Source organism: Shimia biformata, from assembly GCF_016888515.1.
GTDB classification, from domain to species: Bacteria; Pseudomonadota; Alphaproteobacteria; order Rhodobacterales; family Rhodobacteraceae; genus Shimia_A; species Shimia_A biformata.
In genome coordinates, this window is the sequence record NZ_JAFEJK010000005.1 from 58,901 (window position 1) to 79,991 (window position 21,091).

The following is a 21,091-nucleotide window of genomic DNA, read 5'->3' on the forward strand; positions in this document are numbered from 1 at the left end:
ACAACACGGGATCGCTTCTCTTTTCAGGCTGTTCGCGTTTTCCGAGGTGTAGGAAATGTATTTGCCGGTTGGCTGCCGAGCACGGCGAACAGAAGACAGTTATGATCGACGCGACCTACCTGAAGGCCCACCGAACAGCGACCAGCATGGGCGTAAAAAAGGGGGGCGTGGACGCCTGATCGGTCGGACCAAGGGCGGCATGAACACGAAGCTGCACGCCATCTGCGACAGCCGCGGGCGTCCTCTGAACCTCTTTGTGACTGCCGGTCAAGTCAGCGACTACATCGGCGCGCGGGCATTGCTGAGCAGCCTGCCGGATGTCGATTGGCTCCTCGAGGACCGCGGCTATGACGCCGACTGGTTCAGAGAAGCGTTGAAAGACAAGGGTTACGCGCGTGTATCCACGGCCGCAAGCAGCGCAAGAAAACTGTGAAATACGACAAGCGCCGCTACAAACGCCGGAACCGGATCGAGATCATGTTCTGCAGGCTCAAGGATTGGCGGCGCGTGGCAACCCGATACGACCGCTGCCCAAAGGTCTTCCTCTCAGCCATCGCGCTCGCAGCCGTCGTCATCTACTGGTTATGGATCCTGACCCTAGCCTCAATCCGGTCCAAGCCCAATCTTCATTCTTTTTAAACTGAGTTTAACCGCGCGCGGTTAGCAAGGCTCTCGAGCCAAAGCTCTGTATTAACAACAAATGGATAGAAAAATGACCTACACCACTGACTCCGACTTCCTGCAAGAGATCTTGGACCGCCAATCTGATGCGGCCGAAGTTTCGCACCTGCGCCCCACCGACCCTTCCCGCCCCCAAAATCCTGAGGGTGTTCAATCCAGCATTTTCGAAATTGACGGCGTTGAAGAGCTGTTTATTGACGACCTTCCCAAGGCACCGCAGGTCAAGTCTGTTGATGCAATCAAGGCCGATCTGGAAACGGGTGCGATCACCAAATACGAGGCACTGATTTCGGTCTTGTTTTCAACGTTATATCACCCCGATCAGACCGCGCTGTCCTTCACGCGCGAAGATCTCGTGGCGGCTGCGAACAATCTCGGCGTGTCGCCGCCTTCGAATATTGGAGATGTGCTTTACGCCTATCGACACCGTGCCCCGCTACCGGCGTGGATCCAGGCTACTGCGACCGAAGGAAAGGCCTGGTCAATTGAACCAGCAGGTCGCGGACAGTACGTAATGGCGCAAAGCGCTCCGCTTTGGATCGAGGCACCAGACGACATCGAGATGTCCTGGCTGGAAGATCCGACGCCTGGTACCGCCCGGGAATTCGGACTGGAGGGCACCGCGCTGCTGGAGGCCATTTTGCGCTCAGGCGACGTGCTGAGCGACTTTCTGCAACTCGACATGTATCACTTACAGAGTCAGGTACGGACACATATCGCCAGTTTTGGCCAGGTCGAAATCGGGATGAGTTTTGTGGGTGCCGACACTGAGACATCCGTCGCGGTTGCGGTTCAGCTGTGCGGCCAGGGTGGTGCAGTGAGCCTTGCAAAGATGGGCCAATATGACGCGTATTTGCAGTCCCGCTTTTTCGGGCACACGAGCAGGCAGGTGATCGCGCAGCTCATCGGTCCCCACAAAGTCCATCTGATGGATGTCGACCTCTCGGATGGTGAGCCAATAGTGCGCCAACACCACCTCTATAATCTGGTCTGAGAATTCTCAGCCGTAATCAAATGAATAGCCCGCCGAATGTCGGCGGGCTTTTTGCGTTCATCAGGGGAAAGATTAAATCGTTGGCAGGGTTCGGTCCATTCGCATCGAAATCGCCAACTGCGCATGTGTCTTTTCAGACCGTACCTTCCACCTTCAAAGGCCTGACCAGCGTCTGACGCACATAATAGTTAAGACACCATAAACACCGAGGTTTGGTTACCTCGCATTTTAATCCCCACGAAACCGCCTCCGGTCAAACCAGCCTCACGGGCAATTCCGCCCGCAAGAATGACGAGGCGAAGGTCATGCTGAAACGGTTGGAGAAAGCTCCTCTGGATACAGCGATCCGCAAGCCTCGCGGGAGCCGAGGCATTGGAACACAAACACAGCTTTTTACCTGACGAGCAACAAAACACCCCATTGAACGCGCGGATCACGGTTCTGCGCTCGACTGAAGGGAAACACCTTTCAAAGAAGATCTATCCAGATCAAGTCGCCCCTTATGACCGGGCAACTTTTTTCGAGCCCAAGTCGGTTGTCATTGGCGGTTTTGATGATCTGGTCACTTTGCTGCGCGCACTTGAACAAAGGACCGACAGCATTGTTGTTCAGGGCAGCGTCACCGACGACGCCCGTTCCCAATCCGTCATCCGTCGGCTGATCCATGACAAGCCCGATGCCAAAGCGACGCTGGTCGATGCCGGGTCAAACCTGCTGAATTTTGACATCGATGACCTCGAGTTTCCCGACACGTTGGGCTGGCATGATCCGACATCGCTGGCGCAATGGGTTTGGGATGGCATTGTCGAACGTCTGCCCGATCTGAGGGGCGCCAATGTCTTTTGGCAGGCCTCGAGTCGGGCGGGTACAGCCGGTGTGGCACATCTGGCGAAGTTTCATTTTTGGTGCTTGTCCAGCAGAACGCTCCGCGCCGATGAGCGCAAAGAGATCTATTTGAAAACTGGTGCTGACGAGAGCCTCGCCGGAGCCGCGCAGCCACACTACATCGCGCGCCCGGCATTCATTAATGTCGTCGATCCGCTTGCTGGCTTGCCGCGATCAGGTGTTTTTGAGGGTGGTCAAGACTGGGCAGAGATTTCTCCACCGGCGGTGGTGCAGAAGAAATCTGATAAACAGAACCATCCCTCACCGCGCCCAACACCACGTACACCCGCGCCCACGCGTCTTTCCACTTCCACGAGCCAATTTGGCCGGAAGGCATTACGTGCTGCCGAACGGAAGATTCTGGCCGCAGCCCAACGGAACACCACGATCTACACGCAATCCTATTACATCGGTGGCCTCGTCGCCGGCGGAGTGGTGGCGCTTTCAGACGCTGAAGATGTTTTGCTGCGGGCCGGTGAAGCGTCTGGCCACAGGCGATATGCGCAGGCGGTTGAGAATGGCCTTGCGGCAGGTCAGCTGCGTCCGATTTCAATTTCTGAACACCCTTCAGAGATCTCGCCTTTTCACGATGCACCAAGCGAGCGCCGCGCTGACGCCATTCAGCGTCATGGCGACATCATCCGGGACTGGGGTCGCAGAGCCATCGCTTATGCAAGAGCTGCTAAGGCTGCCATGGAAGGTCACTTGCCATCGGATTTGGAGGCAGCAGATGGGGTGGAACCCCCTACCCTCTCATGTCCGCGGGAAATGCTGACGGGAGCACAAGGCGTCGGTAAAACAGCCGCTCTGGTGGGTCGCAATGGCCGGTCCGATGTGCTGCACGATGCGACCGGCCTTGTTACGCTGATGCTCTTGCCCGGCCATGCCAAAGTCGCTGAGGCGTGTGAGGATTTCCAGCGCAATGCGGACGATGATGCCCCCAAAGCCATCATTCTGCGCGGAAGAGGTCAGGAGGATCCGAACCAGCCCGGCCAGCAGATGTGCCGGGTGACCGGATTGGCGGCAAAGCTGTCTCGACAAGGCCTGTCCGTGCGTGGCCATCTCTGCACCAAATGTCCTTTTCGTCAGACTTGCGGCTATCTGCACCAGGAAAAGCAAATCAAGAGGTCGGCTGCATCATCACAAGGCGCCGTCATCTTTGCACCGCATGACTATGCTCACTATCCCTTGCCAGGTCAGGTTCGGCCCGATCAGGTGGTCTTTGATGAACGTCCTCGGGATCTTGGCGTGGAGATCATCGATCTCGATCCATCCGTTCTGCGGGAAGATCTGGAGTATCACGGTGAGCCTTGGCTGCGGTCGCCGAGCAAAGCAGAAGAGGCGCGCCTGGAGGCCCTGTTCTATCAGTTTTCTGCTATCCGACCGCTACAGCAAGCCATACTCGCAGCTATTCAGGACGATCCGGATCGACTGCTGCACGGCCTCCGATGTCGGGACGTGTCAAAAGACCTGATCGAGACAGCACTGGAAGGTCTTGACTGCTTCCAGCCATGGGATGTCTCGAGCACTGTGCATGCGGCTTGCAAAAGAGCCACGGCCCATGCATCCGCACAAAGTGCATCCAAGGCCCTCGCGGCAGCGCAGCATCAACTGTCGCTCTTGCCTGATAGCAATCTCAAGAAACTGCAAATTCTGTTCGAGGCGCTACTTCTCCAGATTGACCGGGATAGCGACGCAGCGGAGGGGATTGAGATTGAAGACACCAATGGCGAGGGCTGCGTGATCTATGTCAGCCGCATAAGGCCCATTGTTCATGGAGAGCAAACACCACTCCTTCATCTCGACGGTACGGGAGAAATCGAGATTGCCCGGGCTTTGTTTGGATCTGATCTGATTCATCATCACGTGCCGGTCGAGCGTAATGCCTGCTTCACCCAAATTGTTGGAACCCAGTTTTCCAAGTCCCGGATCTGTGGGCATTCAAGTCGCGTGATCGCGGACGAAGATGCAAATGAGGATACAAATCGCTTTCGTCGCTATGTCCGCGAGGTCGTCGGAAGGATTCCTGAGGCTGCGGTTTTTGCATGCCGCCCGGTGCTGGAAGCGCTTGGTTTGGATGGCGAAGAGCGTGCCGGGCATTTTGGCAATCTGCGCGGCCGCAACACCTGGGAGGAGTATCCTTCAGCGATCATTATCGGACGAGAGCAACCATCGCCGCGGGATGTCGAGCGGATCGCCCGCGCCTTTGCCGCGCAGGCCGGTGACACGCTCAAGCCATCTGAGTATGTTCCGACCTGGCGCGGCATTCGCACGCGAGATGGCGCTGTTCCGCTTGAAGTCATGACACATCCCGATCCCTGGGCAGACCGCGTATTGCGTCAGATTCGTGAGGCAGAAATCGAGCAAGCGGTCGACCGGATCAGATTGATCCACAACACATCACCAAAAACAGTCTATCTCCTGTCGCCTGTCGCAATCGACGCGACGATTGACCAGGTTGTTACGTGGAAAGATTTCAAGAATGGGGGAACGCGCATCGAGCGGGCTATCCACAAGTATCGCTTTCTGCCGCTCTCGGTGCGGGAAAGATCACGCGTCATGCCCGACCTCTGGCCCAATCCCGAGCTGTCCCGCAAAGATGGCGAGGCGGTGAGGCTATTGTCAGATCAGGCTGAAGGAAAAGATCTATTAGACGAATGTGACACTAAGCCATTGGGGCGGGTCAGGTACAAGCGCGTGACACAACCAGGGAAGCGCGAGGCCAAACAGGAGGCGGTGATCTTTGTCTCAGCTGAAACCGCGCGGGAGATGATTGAGAAGACGGTCGGAGAGCTGGCATTATTCGAAGTTCTGACAGAGAGGGCTTGAGGCGCCTAAACCGACCGCGTCTTCAGGGCAGGTTTCAGCGCATTGGAGGCTGGCAGAGCAGATCCCTGAAAAATCAAAGGTGGAAATACAAGCGTTGATTGTTCTAAATCGACCGCGGCGCTCAAGAAAACAACAGCCCTCTTGCGTACCGTCATTTTGCCAACAATGAAACTTTCAACTTATTCGGGATTGTCAACACTAATTCAATATTTTCAACAGCTTAAGTGATTTTTCTGTTGACCGCAATGTGGCGATCCTTTATCAATCGCATCAAGGACTGTGTAGCGCCGAATGTAGAGAAGCTTGCTTCTCTTCCCCACAAGAGTGGGGATAGCCCAACATTCGCTCTAAAGTTGTTGAAATTTTTCGTGTTCTTGCGTTTGTAAGAGTTCCCGAAGAAGATCAAGAGCGCGCGGTCCGGCCCCGCGAATGTGGGGATACTTGGAAGGGCCCTTCGCCGTGTGCGGGGGGCTCTTTCTTCATTTGGTCACACCTTGAACCGAGTTGAACCCAAGGTTTCACCTGAGTAGTTCGATAAAATCAATTTGCATTGTCTCAGATTGAATTGTCCGCCGTTGAGTTCGTGACTGTCCGCCAAAACCTGAAGCCGAAATCACAATTCGATCCTGGTGTTGCACCCGTACAACGCTGAATTTTGCCGTGACGTAGCGCACAGGCGGCTTTGACAGCGCAAAATCTGTGGGGCTCACCCCCCCTCCCCTCCGTTACCCGAACTTCAAAATTCTAAGAATCGTCGTTATCAGTCTTCAGATGCGCGCGCCGGTCTAAAAATCGCGCGAGCATCGGTCCTTCCGCGTATTTTTTAGACAAAAAAGTCTTCAGATCTAATCTGCTGACGTGAAGACGGCGATTTCGGGAAATGAAGACAAAAAATTAGAGCGTTCTGACACCGATCTCTGCACAGACCCAAATTCATCCTTTAGAAATATTTTTCCATTTAACCTATTGACAATAAACAATATTAAATGTTACACGTGTTATCTATCACAAAGGATGATCACAATGATCAAGCATATTCAGCATCTGTTTCATCGTCTCCATGAGGTCGCCGTGATGGTCTATGTCACCAAATTCGTGACCGAGATCGTCACAGCCGGCTTCATCGCGTAAGGAGCACCAGGATGATCCTGTTTGTGATCCAAATAACGGGGGCGGCTACGCCCTGACCCACTTCCTAGGAAGCGATGTACTTGCGGGCGTGTCCGCAGTCTTCAAATGTCTTTTCTCAAAAACCAAATTTAATTGCCGCCTGATTGTTCTGGGTCAGAGTTGGCGCCGCGTGTTGCCCCTACCCTTCAGAACAGTTTCAGCTGCACAGGAATGGATGCATATCCACGTCTTAGTTTTTGCGATTTGAGAGCTTCCAAGGCCTGATTTGCTTCAGATTCAGATCCAAATACGTCTTCGATTGATCGGCCCCCTTGATTTCCAATGCGACCCCATGAGCGATTCAGACACCAATTGCCGAATAGGGTTTTCTGCACATCCAGCTCGTAAAATCGCCTTTGCCGTTTGATGTGGTTGATCTTTTCAAGTCGGATCCGCATTGCGTACCAACCTTTCCTCAAGCTTTCCGACGAGTTCCAAGAGCTTTGACCAGCCAGACCCAGACAAGTTGTCCGAGTAGTCTTTCATCAGACCTTCAACAGCCTTCTCGCATTTCTTTCGTATTCGTTGGCCTTCAGATGTCGGTTTTATAAGACAGCTGCGGCCATCATCCGGGTCATCATGCCGGCTGACAAAGCCATCGCGCTGCAACCTGTTGAGGGTGTTGACCACGGTCGACTGATCAAGGCTTAGAGCAGACGATATTCGCCGGGGTGGCAGCGGCCCTTCAGTGTCCAGGAGAGCAACAATCGAATATTGGGCAGGTGTCATTCGGTGTGGGCGAAGGGCATCCGCGAGATCGCGGGAGATCTGTCGGTGCAGCCTGGGCAGCAGTTCCAGTAGCACCTCGCGGCAAATTTTAGCGTTGTTCTTATTGTCCGCCATCCCCTGCCCTCTACAGACCGATACGTATATCTATTTAATGGCTTGCAATAGATTAATTGTCAAGATAGATTGAATGCCATTGAAATGAGTGGTGAACAATGACCTTCACAAGACGGAATCCTGGAGCGGCAGACCAGCACGCGCGAATAGCGATTTGAGATCGCTCTTTTTGCCTGTCGTCGCGCAGGCTCCCAGGAATCTTACTTGTGAAAGGACATCGCCATGTCCGACTCTACTCTTTCCCCGAAACCAGGACTGCCTGACCTGGGCGCATGGTTCACGTCCGCATTGAAATCATTGGCTTCTGACAACTGGCGCGATTCCAAGACACGACGGGCAGACACTGTTGATCAGTATTCAAAAACTTGCAAAGATTGGATCGACGAAGGCCGTCGCGCGGATATCGATCAGACGCTTACGTTGATCCAGCTTTGCAGTGTGCTGCCAAAGGGTCGTGGTGCCCTCGTCGACAGGCTGTTTGCGCGATACTCTGTCACGCTCATCGAAACGAGCAGCGAAGAGACCGTTTCAGCATGTGGCTGTGCTCTCGATGCCGGTTTGGTTGCGGCGATCACCAAAGAGCACAAGGGTTTGCCATCGCCAAATGTTATTTCGGATGACCCTCAAAAGAGCAGCGTTTGGTCAAGCGGCCGATTTGAAGAAAACATCTATATTTCGCTGCAAAGTGAGACGCCACTGATCGTGGTGGCTGCTGACCTTGCCCAGATTCCTGACGCCGCGAAAGCAGCCTCTACGCTGACGGTCTCCCTCCCCCGGCTTGATGTTGACCAGATCTGTCATCTCTATACGTGCTTGAAGAGCCCGGTTTGGCAGCATCAGCTTCACGCGCTGCGACGCCGTATTCCTGCTGATCTCTCTTTGTCCCATGTCTCAATGAGCGATCTGGCAGTAGCCATGCGCCAGACTTCACCGACGGCTGTGGCACACCACCTGTGTCGCAGCGCGGGGGAAAAGAAAAGTGCGACCGACAATCCGATGGCTTTGGACGATGTCAAAGGATTGGGCGAGACACGCGGGATGCTGGAACAATGCGCCAGGGACATCGCGAGCTGGCGTGCTGGCGATCTCGAATGGGGTGCGATTCCGCACGGGCTGTTGCTCAGTGGGCCACCTGGCACCGGCAAAACATACTGTGCAGAGCGTTTTGCCAGCGCGGCGGGTGCGCATTTCGTGCCGACAAGCTATTCAGATTGGCAAAAGCACGGCCACATGGGCCAGATGCTTGCGGCGATGCGGAAGGATTTCCAGGACGCACAGGATAATGCTCCAAGTATCCTTTTCATCGACGAGATCGACTCTTTTGGCGACCGCGCGACGGTGACAGGTGACAATGCCGAGTATGTACGAGCCGTGGTCAATGGACTGCTTGAAATGTTGGATGGCAGCCAAAAAACGGAAGGCGTTTTTGTGGTTGCCGCGTGCAATCATGTCGACAAGCTCGATTCTGCGCTTGTGCGATCCGGGCGATTTGATCTCAAAGTGAAGCTTCCCCTGCCCGACAAAGCGGCGCTACAGGGGATTCTCAGAGATCACCTGCCGACAGAACTCGGGCGCCTCGATCTTGGGGAATACGCCGCTCGGCTGGTGGGGCAAAGTGGAGCCGATGTGGCCGCGACGGTTCGGCTTGCACATTCCCATGCGCGCCGACACGCCCGGACATTGACAGAAGCTGACCTGAACGCAGCGATTTCCGAAACGGCGCCGTCAATCGATACGTCAAACCTGACGCGGGTTGCGATTCATGAAGCGGGCCACGCGTTGGTAGGGTACTCGCTTGGGAGGGGTCTCCCTCAGCGGATGCGCGTCGGACCCGCAGGCGGCCAGGTGATTTTCGATCCAATCTCCCCCTGCCCTACTCTTTCGGATCTCAATACAGAGTTGGCTACACTTTTGGCTGGACGCGTTGCGGAAGAAATGCTGGTCGGAGATCCCTCTGCCGGGGCCGGAGGCAGCGAAGACAGCGATTTGGCCCGGGCGACATTGCTGGCCGCCAGGATCGAGGTTAGCTTCGGGCTTGGCGGCGGCAGCCTTGTCTGGCGGGATGTGAGTGCGGCCAACCTTCCGCTGGTTCTGGCTGACAAAGCTGTCGCTAATCGGATCGAGCAGCATATCCAATCCGCGCATGCCCAGGCCGCGGAAATCGTTCGGTGCAAAGAAAGTGAGATCCGACAGCTTTCGGATGCGCTTGTCGAGGAGCGTGAACTGACAAGCTCCGACATCGCCGTGTTTCTTGGTAGTGGGGAAAAAGTGGAGGTCGACGCCCGCCCGACGTCTGGTCCAGCCTCAGCATTATCACCGCATGCCGAGGCCTCATGAGCCCAACCCGCCCAACTTCAACTGAACTATCTACGCGGGAGAAATCGAATGGCGAACTGGTTCATGAGCGACCTTCATTTTGGACACGCCAATGTCATTGGTTCCTGCCAGAGACCATTTGCGTCCGTGGGAGGCATGGATGCGCATTATCTGAAGATGCTTGAAAGCAGCGTGACCAAACATGACGATTTGTGGATCCTTGGAGATGTCGCGCTTAGGCCGCGCTGGGAGATCGAGAGGACATTGCGGCGATTTTTTGAGCGTGTGCCGGGACGCAAAGGCTGATACTGTGTCACTCCCCTTTGCGGGATTGGAATCGACGGCATTCTGGTGCTGCGCTCCTTTTTGGGCATGTGCAAGATGCCCACCTTGGCTACCAGGATGCGGTAAATGTCTGCGTTGATGTCTGGCATCATCGACTGGTGCAGATCGCGGACATCATGACTCGGGCGAAGAATCTGCCGGTCGCTCCAGATTGAGTGTGTTCCTCCCAGACGACGTATGAAGCAATTTCAGATCGCGCCGGCTGTGAGCTGATCTTCAAACCCCTTGGATAAATCAGGAAGAGTGATCTGCCGGGTCCGGCGAGGCGGGCGGGCGTCGAGCCATCGGTCGGCGCCCAAATCTGTTTCTTCGGCGAGGTACTGCAGAGCCTTTTTGTATGGTGTGAGATCCAGTTCAGGGCGCTCAGATTGGAGAGTCTTGAAAACTGCGCGATTGAATCGCCCGGCAACAACCGGATGGCCCAGGCGCAACTCGGCAATACGGGCGACCTTTTCGTCGCGTAGCTTCGTGAACTTGTTATCTAGAACACGACAGGTGAAAGGGTCGACCTCCGGCAACGCGACGTGCCAATGACGATCCGCGGCGCCCTCCCCCACCCTGCATTTCTGATGCTCGGCGATGCAAATTTGGGCGCGGGCATCTGTGGACAGTTGATACTCGCGGGCGAACTCATCCAGAACCAAACGGAGCTCTCCGTGGCAAGTTTCGATTTCTGGAGCAATTATGACATGATGAACCGAGAAAACTGCCCCAGCGATACGCGAGCTCACCCCCATCATCTCTATGTCCAGCGCTCCGCCTCGGATCCATTTCACCGTGTCATTGTCGCCCTGGGTACCAAAGTAGTTTGCGATCTGCTTGGTGCGGTTTGTGGGGACGCGGCTGGATTTAATGATCATATGCTATCTCCGATCAGTTGCGATTTGATGTCTTTGAGAAGCGAAAGGCACTCTCCCAGCTGATGATGAAGAGCGCTTTGCCAGCGTGGTGAATTGGTGTCAGAAGAACCGCTTTTTGCGCGGGCAAGGCGAGCCAGTTGCCGGAGTTCCTGGTCGACAGATTGAAGCTGACTCAGAAATCTAAGCGAGACTTGAATCTCGGTTTGCGACACTTTTGATCGTCGTCGGCGTGGAGCCTTTCGGAGCGGGCACGGTCCTACATAGCCAAGCGCATCTGCGAGGATCAACCGCGCCAGTGAGGTTGGGGATTGTCCCTCGGCCTGAGCAGCTTCGACGAGCAGTCTGTGAAGATCAGGATGCAGCCTGAGTCCAAGCAGCTCAGTTTGAATCCTTTGCTCCGATTCTGACATGCGCCTCTTCTCCCAATCTCATGTGCCCCAGATTCCGGTATCGGCGGTTAGCGACACATCTTGCCTGTCAATTCTGTCTGGATTGGAGCTGCGGCAGCGCGTGCAAGAGACAATCGGAAACTGGGTGCGTTTGTGACTTGCAAGGCCGCGGTCATGTTCAACCCGGGCTATGGAAAGGGTTGGAAATGAGAGGTGAATCTGACGGCCAGTTGGTGCGAAACAAAAATCTCCAGCCGGTTCTGACCGAGGATTGGATAGGGTACCTGAACTTACAGAACGCTCGCGCACTGGTTCTGGCGGATATGGCGGTGCATTCCAGATTCGAGGCGGAATTGACGCTTAAGATCTATTGGCCAAAGGACACAGAACGTGGGGAATGTGAATGTGTACTCAAGTTTAATCAGGCGAGACTATCTGCCGAAGACCCGGATCTTCAGGGAGTTGTCGACATAGACGGGCAGTTGTTCACACTTGGCGCTTGGGTCAGCATCCCGTCAGAGGGGCGGAAGGGCTTTAAGCTTAAGTTTACAGAGTTTCCGGAAGTTTCGAGGCAATTGCGGTTGAAGGCAATGCCCCCTCGATGAATAGTAGGCGGCGGTATAAATGCTGGCTATCGTTCTTTGCTCGATTCGGCTCTGCATCACGGAACGACTTGAAGTATGAGTACACGGAGCTCTAAGCGCACCGACCGTCGCTGACGAAAAAAGTCACGTCAATATTTCAACTGTCACGCCAGCTCCAGCGCCTGGGAAAATCCTCGGAATGCAGCCGGTGGATATGCCTCCCGTCGAAATCCCGGTCGAAGCGTGCGGTCAGGATCGCGCCGATCTCGGCTTGGGTGTCGTCGCCGAAACTACCCAGATAGTCGGCCTTGAGCATATCCTACCCCAAAAGCGCAGCCTCTTGCCTGTTCAGCGCCAGATCCATTCGGGATGAAACCTTGCGGACATGCGTCGTCGGCGCGTCGCTGATCCTGGGAAAAATTTTACAGTTGAGTTCGCACCGATAATCCCGCACCAACAAAATCGGATTTGAGGAGATGCGGTTTATGTTCAGCAGTATTGCCCTGGGCCCGGACGGAGAAGCCAACCACAAGCTTGCCGTGATGCGTGGTAAGTCCCGGACCGGCGACCTGAAGGACATTGTGAAATTCCTGCCCGGTTTCTCGCTGCATGCCGATCCCGCGCTGCGCCTGTCGGGGCAGTATACATCCCCGCGCGGGCGGATCCTAGAACTGGACGCCCGGATGGGCGGCGCCGGCGACTGGGTCGGGCTGCACCTGTCCCTGCCCGCCCGCAGCCTGAAAGAGGTGGGCGTCCTGGGCTTTGCCGCCCGTACCAGCGCCTCTGACACCACGGTTCTGCGCGTCTGTCTGCGGTCGGGCGACGGCGACAGCTTCACCGACTGTTTCTTTGACAAGCATCTTCTGCTGCGCCCCGAAGAGGCCAGCCATCTCGATGCGCTGCCGGTGGGGTACCGCGACGATCTGCCGGTCGAGGCGGCCTGGCGCGAGTTGATCCTGTTCCTGCCGACCGAGGATTTCCGCCTTGCCCTGATCGACCTGCGTGTCTTCATGGTATGAGGGCGCCTGCGATGAGCCTGTCCTGGTCATTCCGGTCCGCAACGACCAGGACAGGCTGTGCCGGGTGCTGCGCCAGGCGGCGGGCCTGGGGATTTTCGACCAGGTTGTGATCGTCGATGACGGCTCGGAGCCGCCCGCCCATGCCGATGGCTGCGGATTTGATACCGGGCCGGAGGAGGCACAGGTGGTGATCCTGCGCCAGGACAGCCCGGCCGGGGCCGGCGCCGCCCGCAACCGCGCCATCGCCCATGTCACCACCAGCCATCTCTTGTTCTTTGACAGCGACGACCAACTGACCCGCGACCTGGGCGCGCTGTGGCAGGAGCTGCAGGGAAAACCGTTCGACTTCTGCCTGTTCCGCCACCATGACAGCCGCTCGCAGAGGCGCGGGATCTGGGGGCAGATGGCGCTGGACAATGCCCTGTGGCGGCAGGCCGGGGCGGGACATGCCACCCTGTTCACACCGGCGCGCGGCGCGCTGGCGGCGCTGGCGGAAACCGCGAACTACCCGTGGAACAAGATCTATCGCACCGGCTTCCTGCGCGACCATCCTGACGTGCGCTGTTCCCCGACGCCGCTGCACAATGACATCCGCCTGCACTGGATGAGTTTCCTGCACGCGGACACCGTGCTGGCCTCGGACCGGGTGGCGGCGATCCACGAGGTCCGCGAGGGCGGCGGCCGTATGACCAACCGCACCAGCGCAGAGCGGCTCTGTGTCTTCGAGCCGCTGACCGAGGTCGCCGCGGCGCTGGCGGACGCGCCCGACGCGGCCGGACCTCCGGGGCTCGGGGACGCGTTCATCACCTTCGCCGCCGGGCTTCTGGACTGGGTGCGGAGCGCGCTTGATGCGGCCCATCACCCCGCGCTGGACCAGGCCACGCGCGCCTTCTGGCAGACCCACATGGACCCGCCCCTGTTTGACCGGATCAGCCGGCGCGACCCGGTGCTGGCGCTGCGGCTGTGCCTGCAGATGGCCGGGGGTGACAGCGCGGGCGACAGTGGGAACAACGGTGGGGACGACAGCCGGAGGGCCCTGACATGCTGACCATCCTTTTGCGCATCCATGCCGCCGACCCGGTGCCCGCGCCGGTGCTGCGCCGGGCACTGGACCACCTGCGCCACGCGCTGACCGGGGCCGACCACCTGGTCGCGCTGGTCTGTGGCGATCCCGGCGACGACACCCTGCCCGAACTGGCCCGGGCGGGGCTTGACCCGGTCCGCATGGATGAGGCCGACCTGTCCTGGGCCGCGGCGCTGAAACTGGTCCCGTCTCTGGTCCGGGACCGGACAGAGGCCGGGACACGGGAGGGGGCGCAGAACGGGGGCCCCTATCTTCTGGCGCTGGATGCCGCCGACATGATCGACCCCGGCGCGCTGGACCGGCTGCGCCGGCGGCTGGCCGGAGACGGCCCGGATCAGCCGGACCTCGTGGTGGTGAACCGGGGCTGGTGGCTGGGCGCCCCGGCTGTTGCCCTGCCCGCCCCGGACGCGGACCGGCTGGCGGCGCTGGCGCCACGGCCCGACCGCGCGGCGCTTGGCGCGCTGATGCCGGACCCGGCCCGGCTGGTGATCCACCGCGACCTGCTGGCGCGGCTCGACGCCGCCGACGAAACCGACCCCGTGGCGCTGTGGCGCCTTGCCCTTGAGCGGGCCGAACGCCCCCTGCCCTGGTCCGACGTGGTCTGGCTCAGCCGGTTCCGGCGCCGGTCGGCCGCCCCGGTTTTTGCCGCGATCCCGGCCGGGGATGACGCCGCTCCCGCCGCGCGGGAACAGGCGCTGACACAGGCCGGGGACGCGCTGGCCTTTACCGGCCCGGACGAGGCGCGCGCGATCCTGCGCGCCGCCGAAGACCTGCTGGCCCGGCTTACCCCGCAGCTGATCCCGGCCGCCGGCATCCCCGGCACCGGGCCTGCCGCCGATCTGCTACGCACATTGCAGGACGAGGGACGCGCCATGGCGCTGACCGGGCTGCTTCTGGACCTCGCAACCGCCGAGCAGCGCCGGACCGAGGCCCTGGCCGCCGCGCTTTCAGAGCTGCGCGCCGATCTCGACCTGGCCCTGCCGGGGCCGGACTATCTGCGCCGCCTCTATGACCGGATCCGCGCCCGATGATCCGCGTCTTCCGCATCGGCCTGCATTCCCACCGGACGCCGCTGTCCTACCCGGCGCTGGCGCCGCTCTGGGAGGGGCAGATCAAATATGTCGGCCAGCCGGCGCGGGCCGATCTCTACCTGTTTTCTCATGTTCCCGACATCCAGGAGGCCCCGCGCGCCCTGGTCGAGGACTGGCGGCGGCGGCGGGTGCCGGTGGTGCTGATGTCCGAGGAACCGTTCTGGGACACGATCTGGGGGCGTCGCCCGATGGACCGGCTGATCCATGTCCCGACCGATTGGGGCGACCTGCCGGTGATCCAGCTCAATCACCAGACCAGCGATATCTTCCGGTTCGACCGCATCCCCTATTACCTGCTGACCAACCACCGCTTTGCCAATGCCTATCGGTTCCGCTTTGCCCGCAATGCCCGGCAGAGCGCCCGCGACTGGAAGGCGGCCTTTGCCGCGCGCCGGATGGCCCTGACCCTGATGTTCGAACGCCGCCCCGAACCCTGGCACGATGTCAGCTGGCCCGAGGGCGACCTGGTCGGACTTTGTGCCTGGCGCACCCGGCTGGCCGAGGCCTGCCTGACCCCTGACACCAGAGCAGAGACTGGCGCGGAAACCGAAGTTCTGGGCCATTCCTGGCAGGGCGGCACGCGCCGCTTCGACCTGCCCGACTGGCATCTCGACAAGCTGACCCGGCTGGATGGGCGCACCCGGATGATGGGCGCGATCGAGAACACCCACCAGCCCGATTATGTCACCGAGAAATTCTTTGACGCCTTCGCCTGCGGCGCGGTGCCGCTTTACGTCGCCTCGCCGCAGCATCGCGTGCATGGCTTCGGCCTGCCCGAAGAGGCCTGGATCAACCTGCATGGGCTGGACCCGTCCGAGGCCGCCGCGCGGCTGCGCGGCTGGCAGCCCGACAGCGCCACGTTCGACGCCTATGCCACAGCCCAGGCCCGGCTGTCGGCGCTGTTCGGCGACAGCGCCGCCTGGATCGCGGAACGCCGCCGCCTGGCGCGAGCGGTGCCCGACGCGCTGACCGGAGTGCTGGACGCGGCGCGCGCCGCCTGAGGCGACCCTTTCAGGACAGAACCCCGTCGGCGCAGGCCATGGCATAGGTCTGTCCAAGCCCGTCGCGCAGGCTGCGGACATCGTTCCAGCCCATCCGGTGCAGGCGGCTGCTGTCCATCAGCTTGCGCGGGGTGCCGTCGGGCTTGGTGGCGTCAAACACCAGTTCGGCCTCGTAGCCGACCACCTCGGCGATGGTTTCCGCCAGTTCGCGGATCGACACCTCGACCCCCGAGCCGACATTGACATGGGTGTCGCCGGAATAGGTCCTGAGCAGGAAGATCAGCGCATCCGCCAGGTCGTCGCAATGCAGGAACTCGCGCAGGGGCGTGCCCGAGCCCCAGACCGTGACCGTCTCGGCATTGTCGCGCTTGGCCTCGTGGAACTTGCGCAGAAGCGCGGGCAGTACGTGGCTGGTTTCAAGGTCGTAATTGTCCCCCGGCCCGTAAAGGTTGGTCGGCATGGCCGAGATCCAGTCACGGCCATATTGCCGGCGATGGGCCTCGACCAGCTTGATCCCGGCGATCTTGGCAATGGCGTACCATTCATTGGTCGGCTCCAGCGGGCCGGTCAGCAGGCTGTCCTCGGGGATCGGCTGGGGGGCGAGTTTCGGGTAGATGCAGGACGAGCCCAGGAACAGCAGCCGCTCGACATCCGCCGCATGGGCGGCGTGGATGACATTGGCCTCGATCATCAGGTTGTCATAGAGGAAATCCACCGGCGCACTGTTGTTGGCATGGATGCCGCCGACCCGCGCCGCGGCCAGGATCACCGCGTCGGGGCGTTCGGCCGCCATCCAGCCATGCACCGCAGCCTGGTCCACCAGGTCGACCACATCGCGCCCGGCCTCGATCACCTCGCAGTCTTCCTGCCGCAGCCGCCGCACCAGCGCCGCCCCCACCATGCCGCGATGCCCCGCGACCCAGATGCGCTTGCCAGTCAGGTCATAGGTCTGTGTCATCTTCTTTTCCCGTCTTCCAAATGGGTCCCGCACAGGAGCAGCCCCTGTGCCGCACCTGTCCCTAGCCGTTTTCCACGCTCACCGGGATCTTGTAGCCATGCGCCCGCAAGAGCGCGTGCTGCCGCGCGACCTTGAGATCTTCGGCCACCATCTCGGCGCACATCTCCTGGGCGGTGATTTCCGGGGTCCAGCCCAGCTCGGCCTTGGCCTTTGAGGGGTCCCCCAGCAGGGTTTCCACCTCGGCGGGGCGGAAATAGCGCGGATCGACCCGCATGATGACATCGCCGGCCTTCAGCGCCGGGGCCTTGTCGCCCTCGATCGCGGTGACGGTGGCGATCTCGTCCACGCCGTCGCCGCTGAAGGCCAGGCTGATCCCCAGCTCTGCCGCCGTCCAGGTGATGAACTCCCGCACCGAGTACTGAACCCCGGTGGCGATGACGAAATCCTGCGGCTGGTCCTGCTGCAGCATCATCCACTGCATCCGCACGTAATCCTTGGCATGGCCCCAGTCGCGCAGCGCGTCGATATTGCCCATGTAAAGACAGGGCTCCAGCCCCTGGGCGATATTGGCCAGGCCGCGGGTGATCTTGCGGGTCACGAAGGTCTCGCCGCGGCGCGGGCTCTCGTGGTTGAACAGGATGCCGTTGCAGGCATAGATTCCATAGGCCTCGCGGTAGTTTACCGTGATCCAGTAGGCATACATCTTGGCCACCGCGTAAGGGCTGCGCGGGTGGAACGGGGTGGTCTCGCGCTGGGGGATCTCCTGCACCAGCCCGTAAAGCTCGGATGTCGAGGCCTGGTAGAACCGGGTCTTCTTTTCCAACCCCAGGAAGCGGATCGCCTCGAGCAGGCGCAGCGTACCCATCGCATCGACATCGGCCGTGTATTCCGGCGCCTCGAAACTGACCGCCACATGGGATTGCGCCCCGAGGTTATAGACCTCGTCGGGCTGCACCTCCTGCAGGATCCGGGTCAGGTTCGACGTGTCGGTCAGGTCGCCGTAATGCAGGTGGAACCGGGCATGGTCGGTATGCGGGTCCTCGTAGATGTGGTCGACCCGCTGGGTGTTGAACAACGAGGCCCGCCGCTTGATGCCATGGACCTCGTATCCCTTGTCCAGCAGGAACTCCGCCAGATAGGACCCGTCCTGTCCCGTGATCCCGGTGATCAATGCGCGTTTGCTCATAGAGATGAAACCTTCTTCTTGTTCAATTTTGGCGCGCCGCAGGGGGAATTTCGGTCGCCGTGCCCGTGGTGCTGTCGCAGGCGGGGATCGGTTGTTCCAGCCCCATCACCGATCTCTGGACAAGAAAATTGCACGCCTGGACAAAATCCTCCTGGATCCTGTCAATCAGGTGTTTCTGCAGATGGACCTGATTATGCGCGCAGATATCGCGCGTGTCCGCGATGAACCGTTGCCGGGCATCCCGATCCGACAGGAGTTCGTAAAGCCGATCCATCTCGGCAAGAATCTGCATCAGCCGGTTCTGCGGTGCCACGGTCGCGTCGTAACTCTCGTCGATGACATTCCCGAAGGTCCTGAAGCCGAACTGCCTGAGCAGGGTCAGGGCGCCTGCGGGTCCCCAGACGATCTGTGGGCGGAAAAAGACAAAGGGTTTCAGCGACTTTTCCGTGACCCGCAGCATGGGGGGCAGCATGTCGCTTTCCGACACCAATGCGAGGATGGATTGCCGGGCCGGGTCTTCCGGATAGCTGTCGATGTAGCTGACCTTGGCTTCCCCTTCGTCCAGGTCGAACTCCTGAGGCTCTGCCCCACCTGCGTGCTGCCGGGACAGGAGCTGTTCAAATCCCGGGAAATGATTTTGCACAAACGTATCGTAATTGGCGGCTGTCCCGAACACGTCCTTCATACGGAAGGACAGAAAGTATCTTTCGGTTTTCTCTGTCGCCAGAAGGTATTCCACCAGCACCCTGCGATGGGATCTCAGCTTGTTGTTAGTGCATAGAAACCGGGGCGGTAGGTCGACCAGGCGGTCATAGTCGCAATCGGTCAGCGGCATATCGGCGTAAAATTCTGCCAGCCGCTGGAAAAAGTGATGATAGGCGACCCAGCCGGGTTTTTGCGTGGCGCCAATTTCCCTGAAAGACTGGTAGTACGCGCCGAGGTTATTGGATTGCGAAACCATCACCACATTGGCCAGCGGCAGGCCCGCGGTCTTGCAGAACTCGGACAACGCCCTGGCCTGATCCGTGTCGAAACGGGTTCCGGCTTCGCGCGAGCGGTCAATCACGACGACATCTCGTGGTCCCAGAGGCCAGTGGGGGCGGGTTTTGGTAAGGCTCTCGACCAAGATCTGCTTGAAGGCCGGGTAGTGTTCGTGGTGCGAAATGTAGAAACACCGGTCAATGGCAAGCCGGTCTTGATGCCGCGCCAGCGCGCTATAGGCGTGCACCCTCTGCTCGACATCGGTCAGTTCGATCAGCTTCATGTTAAAACTCGCACGCTTGGATTGTGATCACCGGGCTACATGCTCTCATGTGGCCCGGGCCCGCAGATCGTAAAGCGCTGATTCCAGGGGAAACTGGCGCAGAACATGCGCATAGGCATCAGCCGGAATGGCCGGGATTTCTGCGCCCGCGCCGCTTTGGTTGCGGCTGGCAAGCTCCCCTTCAAGACCACAGCGGCGGGTCAGGAACTGCTCCAGCCGCGCCCGGTCCTCGATCATGAATATCCCGTCGACGCAGACCCGGCCGCTGGGGTCGCAGACATGCGTTTCGAGGTTCAGCGGGCTGAGGTTGGATTCCGAGATGAAACTGGGCACGGTCTCGCGCCAGCTCTTGCCCAGCCCAAGCGATCCGGTCCGCAGCCAATCGACGAAATCCATCCGCTGGCCGGCGTCATAGTCGGAGCTGAAATTGTACCGCGACCTGTGATCGGGCTGGAAGTAGTTGAAATAGGACCACAGCATCGAGATCGGGTTCCGGGTGACCGTGAAGGTGAAATACTCAGCCGGGTCATAGCCGTGGGCCTGCATCCAGTTATGGATGGCGAATGCCGACATGTGCGGGTGCAGGTTGCGGTCATGATCGGGCACATCGACCGCGATGTCCCCCTCCACCATCCGGGACGACAGAAACCGTCGGACCGAGGTGGAGGCGCAGCGAGGCTTGCTCACGAAAATGATTTTTTCGGAATGCAGGATGCGCATTTAGAAATCCTTGCCGCTCAATTCGATGGTCATCTTCTGCGGGCTCAGCCGCATCGCAAGCTCCGAGAAGGAACTCCATGACGAGCCCAGAAGCAAGGGTGAACTGGCCAGCAAAAGCGCATCCGCCAAGGCATAGCGCAGCTGTTCGGCCGAGCGGTCGTAAAGCGTGCGCGGCAGATAGGCGAGGCGGTCGCCGTAAGCCTGCTGGAACTCGGCATAGGTTTCAGGTTTGTCGGCGGCCACAAAGATGCGGTCGGCGCGGCCTTCGGCGACCAGCGTGTCGATCCGGCGCATGAAATGCGAGAAATGGCTCCTCTCGCGCCAGCGGTGGATCTCGGCATGGCCCTCGGGGGTCCAGTTCTCGGCGCGGTCATAGCTGGCGGTGTCGCTGCCCGGCGCCCCGACCATGCGGACATGGGCGCTGAGATCGTTGGGGCTGCGCACCGAGGCCACCAGCGCGCGCACCGCCGCCACCGGGGACAGCGCCCGCAGAAAGCGGTTCTCGGCGTCCCAGTCGGAATGGGGCGAGTTCAGCACATAGGCCGAGCGCACATAGAGATCGCCGGCCGTCTCCGGGGCGATCCAGGCTTCCTTTTCGGCGCCCTCTTCCACTTCCATGTAGTTGAAGACCTGCATCCCCTGTTCGGCGGCATCCCGGGCAAAGGTCTGTTCAATCACCGCGCCGTCATAGTCATAGAGATCCGACAGCCGGCCCTCGCAATGGTGATCGGGCTCCCAGACCACCACCAGTTCGCGGTCCGTCCGCTCAGCCACTGCCCCGGCTGAACCGATGGCCCGCAGCCGGTTGCCCAGCCCGTGCTGGGCATCGATGAACAGCCGGGCCCGGCCGGACGTCACCGCTGGCGCGGCCC

17 protein-coding genes and 1 pseudogene are annotated in these 21,091 nt (G+C 59.6%); 9 read left to right on the forward strand and 9 right to left on the reverse strand.

Annotated features, from left to right (window positions below):
* Positions 1 to 68 precede the first annotated feature (68 nt).
* The 3 genes and pseudogenes from JQ863_RS19155 to JQ863_RS19165 form a co-directional block, all read left to right on the forward strand.
* Positions 69 to 639, forward strand: a pseudogene (locus JQ863_RS19155) (IS5 family transposase); the annotation flags it as partial.
* Positions 640 to 712: 73 nt separating this feature from the next.
* Entirely contained in the window at positions 713 to 1,675 is a 963-nt protein-coding gene (locus tag JQ863_RS19160) for a hypothetical protein (RefSeq protein ID WP_204115957.1), read from the forward strand.
* Between the two features lie 372 nt (positions 1,676 to 2,047).
* Positions 2,048 to 5,389 carry a hypothetical protein gene (locus JQ863_RS19165; protein WP_204115958.1) on the forward strand — a complete coding sequence of 1,114 codons (3,342 nt, stop codon included), beginning with the start codon at positions 2,048 to 2,050 and terminating at the stop codon, positions 5,387 to 5,389.
* Between the two features lie 1,316 nt (positions 5,390 to 6,705).
* Here the strand turns inward: JQ863_RS19165 and JQ863_RS19645 are convergent.
* Both JQ863_RS19645 and JQ863_RS19175 read right to left on the reverse strand, forming a co-directional pair.
* The gene (locus tag JQ863_RS19645) at positions 6,706 to 6,957 is read right to left on the reverse strand and encodes a WGR domain-containing protein (RefSeq protein WP_204115959.1); all 252 of its coding nucleotides are present in this window, start codon (positions 6,955 to 6,957) and stop codon (positions 6,706 to 6,708) included.
* Positions 6,941 to 7,402 (reverse strand): MarR family winged helix-turn-helix transcriptional regulator, encoded by a 462-nt coding sequence (locus JQ863_RS19175; protein ID WP_204115960.1) that lies wholly within the window; start codon positions 7,400 to 7,402, stop codon positions 6,941 to 6,943. Before JQ863_RS19175 ends, JQ863_RS19645 begins: the two co-directional genes overlap by 17 nt.
* 222 nt (positions 7,403 to 7,624) lie before the next feature.
* Here JQ863_RS19175 and JQ863_RS19180 point away from each other — a divergent pair, with 222 nt between their 5' ends.
* Positions 7,625 to 9,739, forward strand: a complete 2,115-nt coding sequence (locus tag JQ863_RS19180) for an AAA family ATPase (RefSeq protein WP_204115961.1) — start codon at positions 7,625 to 7,627, stop codon at positions 9,737 to 9,739.
* 48 nt (positions 9,740 to 9,787) lie between these two features.
* Positions 9,788 to 10,024 carry a metallophosphoesterase family protein gene (locus JQ863_RS19185; protein ID WP_204115963.1) on the forward strand — a complete coding sequence of 79 codons (237 nt, stop codon included), beginning with the start codon at positions 9,788 to 9,790 and terminating at the stop codon, positions 10,022 to 10,024.
* A 227-nt stretch (positions 10,025 to 10,251) separates the two neighbouring features.
* Here the strand turns inward: JQ863_RS19185 and JQ863_RS19190 are convergent, their stop codons facing one another.
* Together JQ863_RS19190 and JQ863_RS19195 are read right to left on the reverse strand one after the other, a co-directional pair.
* Entirely contained in the window at positions 10,252 to 10,923 is a 672-nt protein-coding gene (locus JQ863_RS19190; RefSeq protein WP_204115964.1) for a hypothetical protein, read from the reverse strand.
* 1,130 nt (positions 10,924 to 12,053) lie between these two features.
* Entirely contained in the window at positions 12,054 to 12,212 is a 159-nt protein-coding gene (locus JQ863_RS19195; RefSeq protein WP_204115965.1) for a hypothetical protein, read from the reverse strand.
* A 169-nt stretch (positions 12,213 to 12,381) separates the two neighbouring features.
* On the opposite strand from JQ863_RS19195, the gene JQ863_RS19200 reads away from it, so the two are divergent.
* The 4 genes from JQ863_RS19200 to JQ863_RS19215 are packed head-to-tail and all read left to right on the forward strand — an operon-like array spanning position 12,382 to position 16,091.
* Positions 12,382 to 12,915 (forward strand): hypothetical protein, encoded by a 534-nt coding sequence (locus tag JQ863_RS19200; protein WP_204115967.1) that lies wholly within the window; start codon positions 12,382 to 12,384, stop codon positions 12,913 to 12,915.
* Complete coding sequence (locus JQ863_RS19205) at positions 12,899 to 13,963, forward strand: glycosyltransferase (protein ID WP_204115968.1); 1,065 nt, start codon at positions 12,899 to 12,901, stop codon at positions 13,961 to 13,963. The genes JQ863_RS19200 and JQ863_RS19205 overlap by 17 nt, the downstream gene beginning before the upstream one ends.
* On the forward strand, positions 13,957 to 15,030 hold the full coding sequence (locus JQ863_RS19210) for a hypothetical protein (protein WP_204115969.1): 1,074 nt from the start codon (positions 13,957 to 13,959) through the stop codon (positions 15,028 to 15,030). Before JQ863_RS19205 ends, JQ863_RS19210 begins: the two co-directional genes overlap by 7 nt.
* A complete protein-coding gene (locus JQ863_RS19215; protein WP_204115970.1) occupies positions 15,027 to 16,091 on the forward strand; it encodes a glycosyltransferase family 10 domain-containing protein in 1,065 nt (354 codons plus the stop codon). Before JQ863_RS19210 ends, JQ863_RS19215 begins: the two co-directional genes overlap by 4 nt.
* A gap of 10 nt (positions 16,092 to 16,101) precedes the next feature.
* Here the strand turns inward: JQ863_RS19215 and fcl are convergent, their stop codons facing one another.
* From fcl to JQ863_RS19240, 5 genes are all read right to left on the reverse strand, one after another.
* Positions 16,102 to 17,049, reverse strand: coding sequence for a GDP-L-fucose synthase (gene fcl / locus JQ863_RS19220; protein WP_275411583.1), 948 nt, complete (start codon positions 17,047 to 17,049; stop codon positions 16,102 to 16,104).
* Positions 17,050 to 17,110: 61 nt separating this feature from the next.
* Positions 17,111 to 18,235 carry a GDP-mannose 4,6-dehydratase gene (gene gmd, locus JQ863_RS19225; RefSeq protein WP_204115971.1) on the reverse strand — a complete coding sequence of 375 codons (1,125 nt, stop codon included), beginning with the start codon at positions 18,233 to 18,235 and terminating at the stop codon, positions 17,111 to 17,113.
* 22 nt (positions 18,236 to 18,257) lie between these two features.
* A complete protein-coding gene (locus tag JQ863_RS19230; RefSeq protein WP_204115972.1) occupies positions 18,258 to 19,499 on the reverse strand; it encodes a hypothetical protein in 1,242 nt (413 codons plus the stop codon).
* Between the two features lie 45 nt (positions 19,500 to 19,544).
* Positions 19,545 to 20,186: a hypothetical protein gene (locus tag JQ863_RS19235; protein WP_204115973.1), complete on the reverse strand. Its 642-nt coding sequence runs from the start codon at positions 20,184 to 20,186 to the stop codon at positions 19,545 to 19,547.
* Between the two features lie 33 nt (positions 20,187 to 20,219).
* A partial coding sequence (locus JQ863_RS19240) for an O-fucosyltransferase family protein (protein ID WP_204115975.1) occupies positions 20,220 to 21,091 on the reverse strand: 872 nt, incomplete at its 5' end.

Bases quoted from the DNA above. Each gene is read 5' to 3' on its own strand.
- JQ863_RS19160 (WP_204115957.1), top strand. From the start codon at position 713: ATGACCTACACCACTGACTCCGACTTCCTGCAAGAGATCTTGGACCGC.
- JQ863_RS19645 (WP_204115959.1), bottom strand. From the start codon at position 6,957: ATGCGGATCCGACTTGAAAAGATCAACCACATCAAACGGCAAAGGCGA.
- JQ863_RS19175 (WP_204115960.1), bottom strand. From the start codon at position 7,402: ATGGCGGACAATAAGAACAACGCTAAAATTTGCCGCGAGGTGCTACTG.
- JQ863_RS19180 (WP_204115961.1), top strand. From the start codon at position 7,625: ATGTCCGACTCTACTCTTTCCCCGAAACCAGGACTGCCTGACCTGGGC.
- JQ863_RS19185 (WP_204115963.1), top strand. From the start codon at position 9,788: ATGGCGAACTGGTTCATGAGCGACCTTCATTTTGGACACGCCAATGTC.
- JQ863_RS19190 (WP_204115964.1), bottom strand. From the start codon at position 10,923: ATGATCATTAAATCCAGCCGCGTCCCCACAAACCGCACCAAGCAGATC.
- JQ863_RS19195 (WP_204115965.1), bottom strand. From the start codon at position 12,212: ATGCTCAAGGCCGACTATCTGGGTAGTTTCGGCGACGACACCCAAGCC.
- JQ863_RS19200 (WP_204115967.1), top strand. From the start codon at position 12,382: ATGTTCAGCAGTATTGCCCTGGGCCCGGACGGAGAAGCCAACCACAAG.
- JQ863_RS19210 (WP_204115969.1), top strand. From the start codon at position 13,957: ATGCTGACCATCCTTTTGCGCATCCATGCCGCCGACCCGGTGCCCGCG.
- JQ863_RS19215 (WP_204115970.1), top strand. From the start codon at position 15,027: ATGATCCGCGTCTTCCGCATCGGCCTGCATTCCCACCGGACGCCGCTG.
- fcl (WP_275411583.1), bottom strand. From the start codon at position 17,049: ATGACACAGACCTATGACCTGACTGGCAAGCGCATCTGGGTCGCGGGG.
- gmd (WP_204115971.1), bottom strand. From the start codon at position 18,235: ATGAGCAAACGCGCATTGATCACCGGGATCACGGGACAGGACGGGTCC.
- JQ863_RS19230 (WP_204115972.1), bottom strand. From the start codon at position 19,499: ATGAAGCTGATCGAACTGACCGATGTCGAGCAGAGGGTGCACGCCTAT.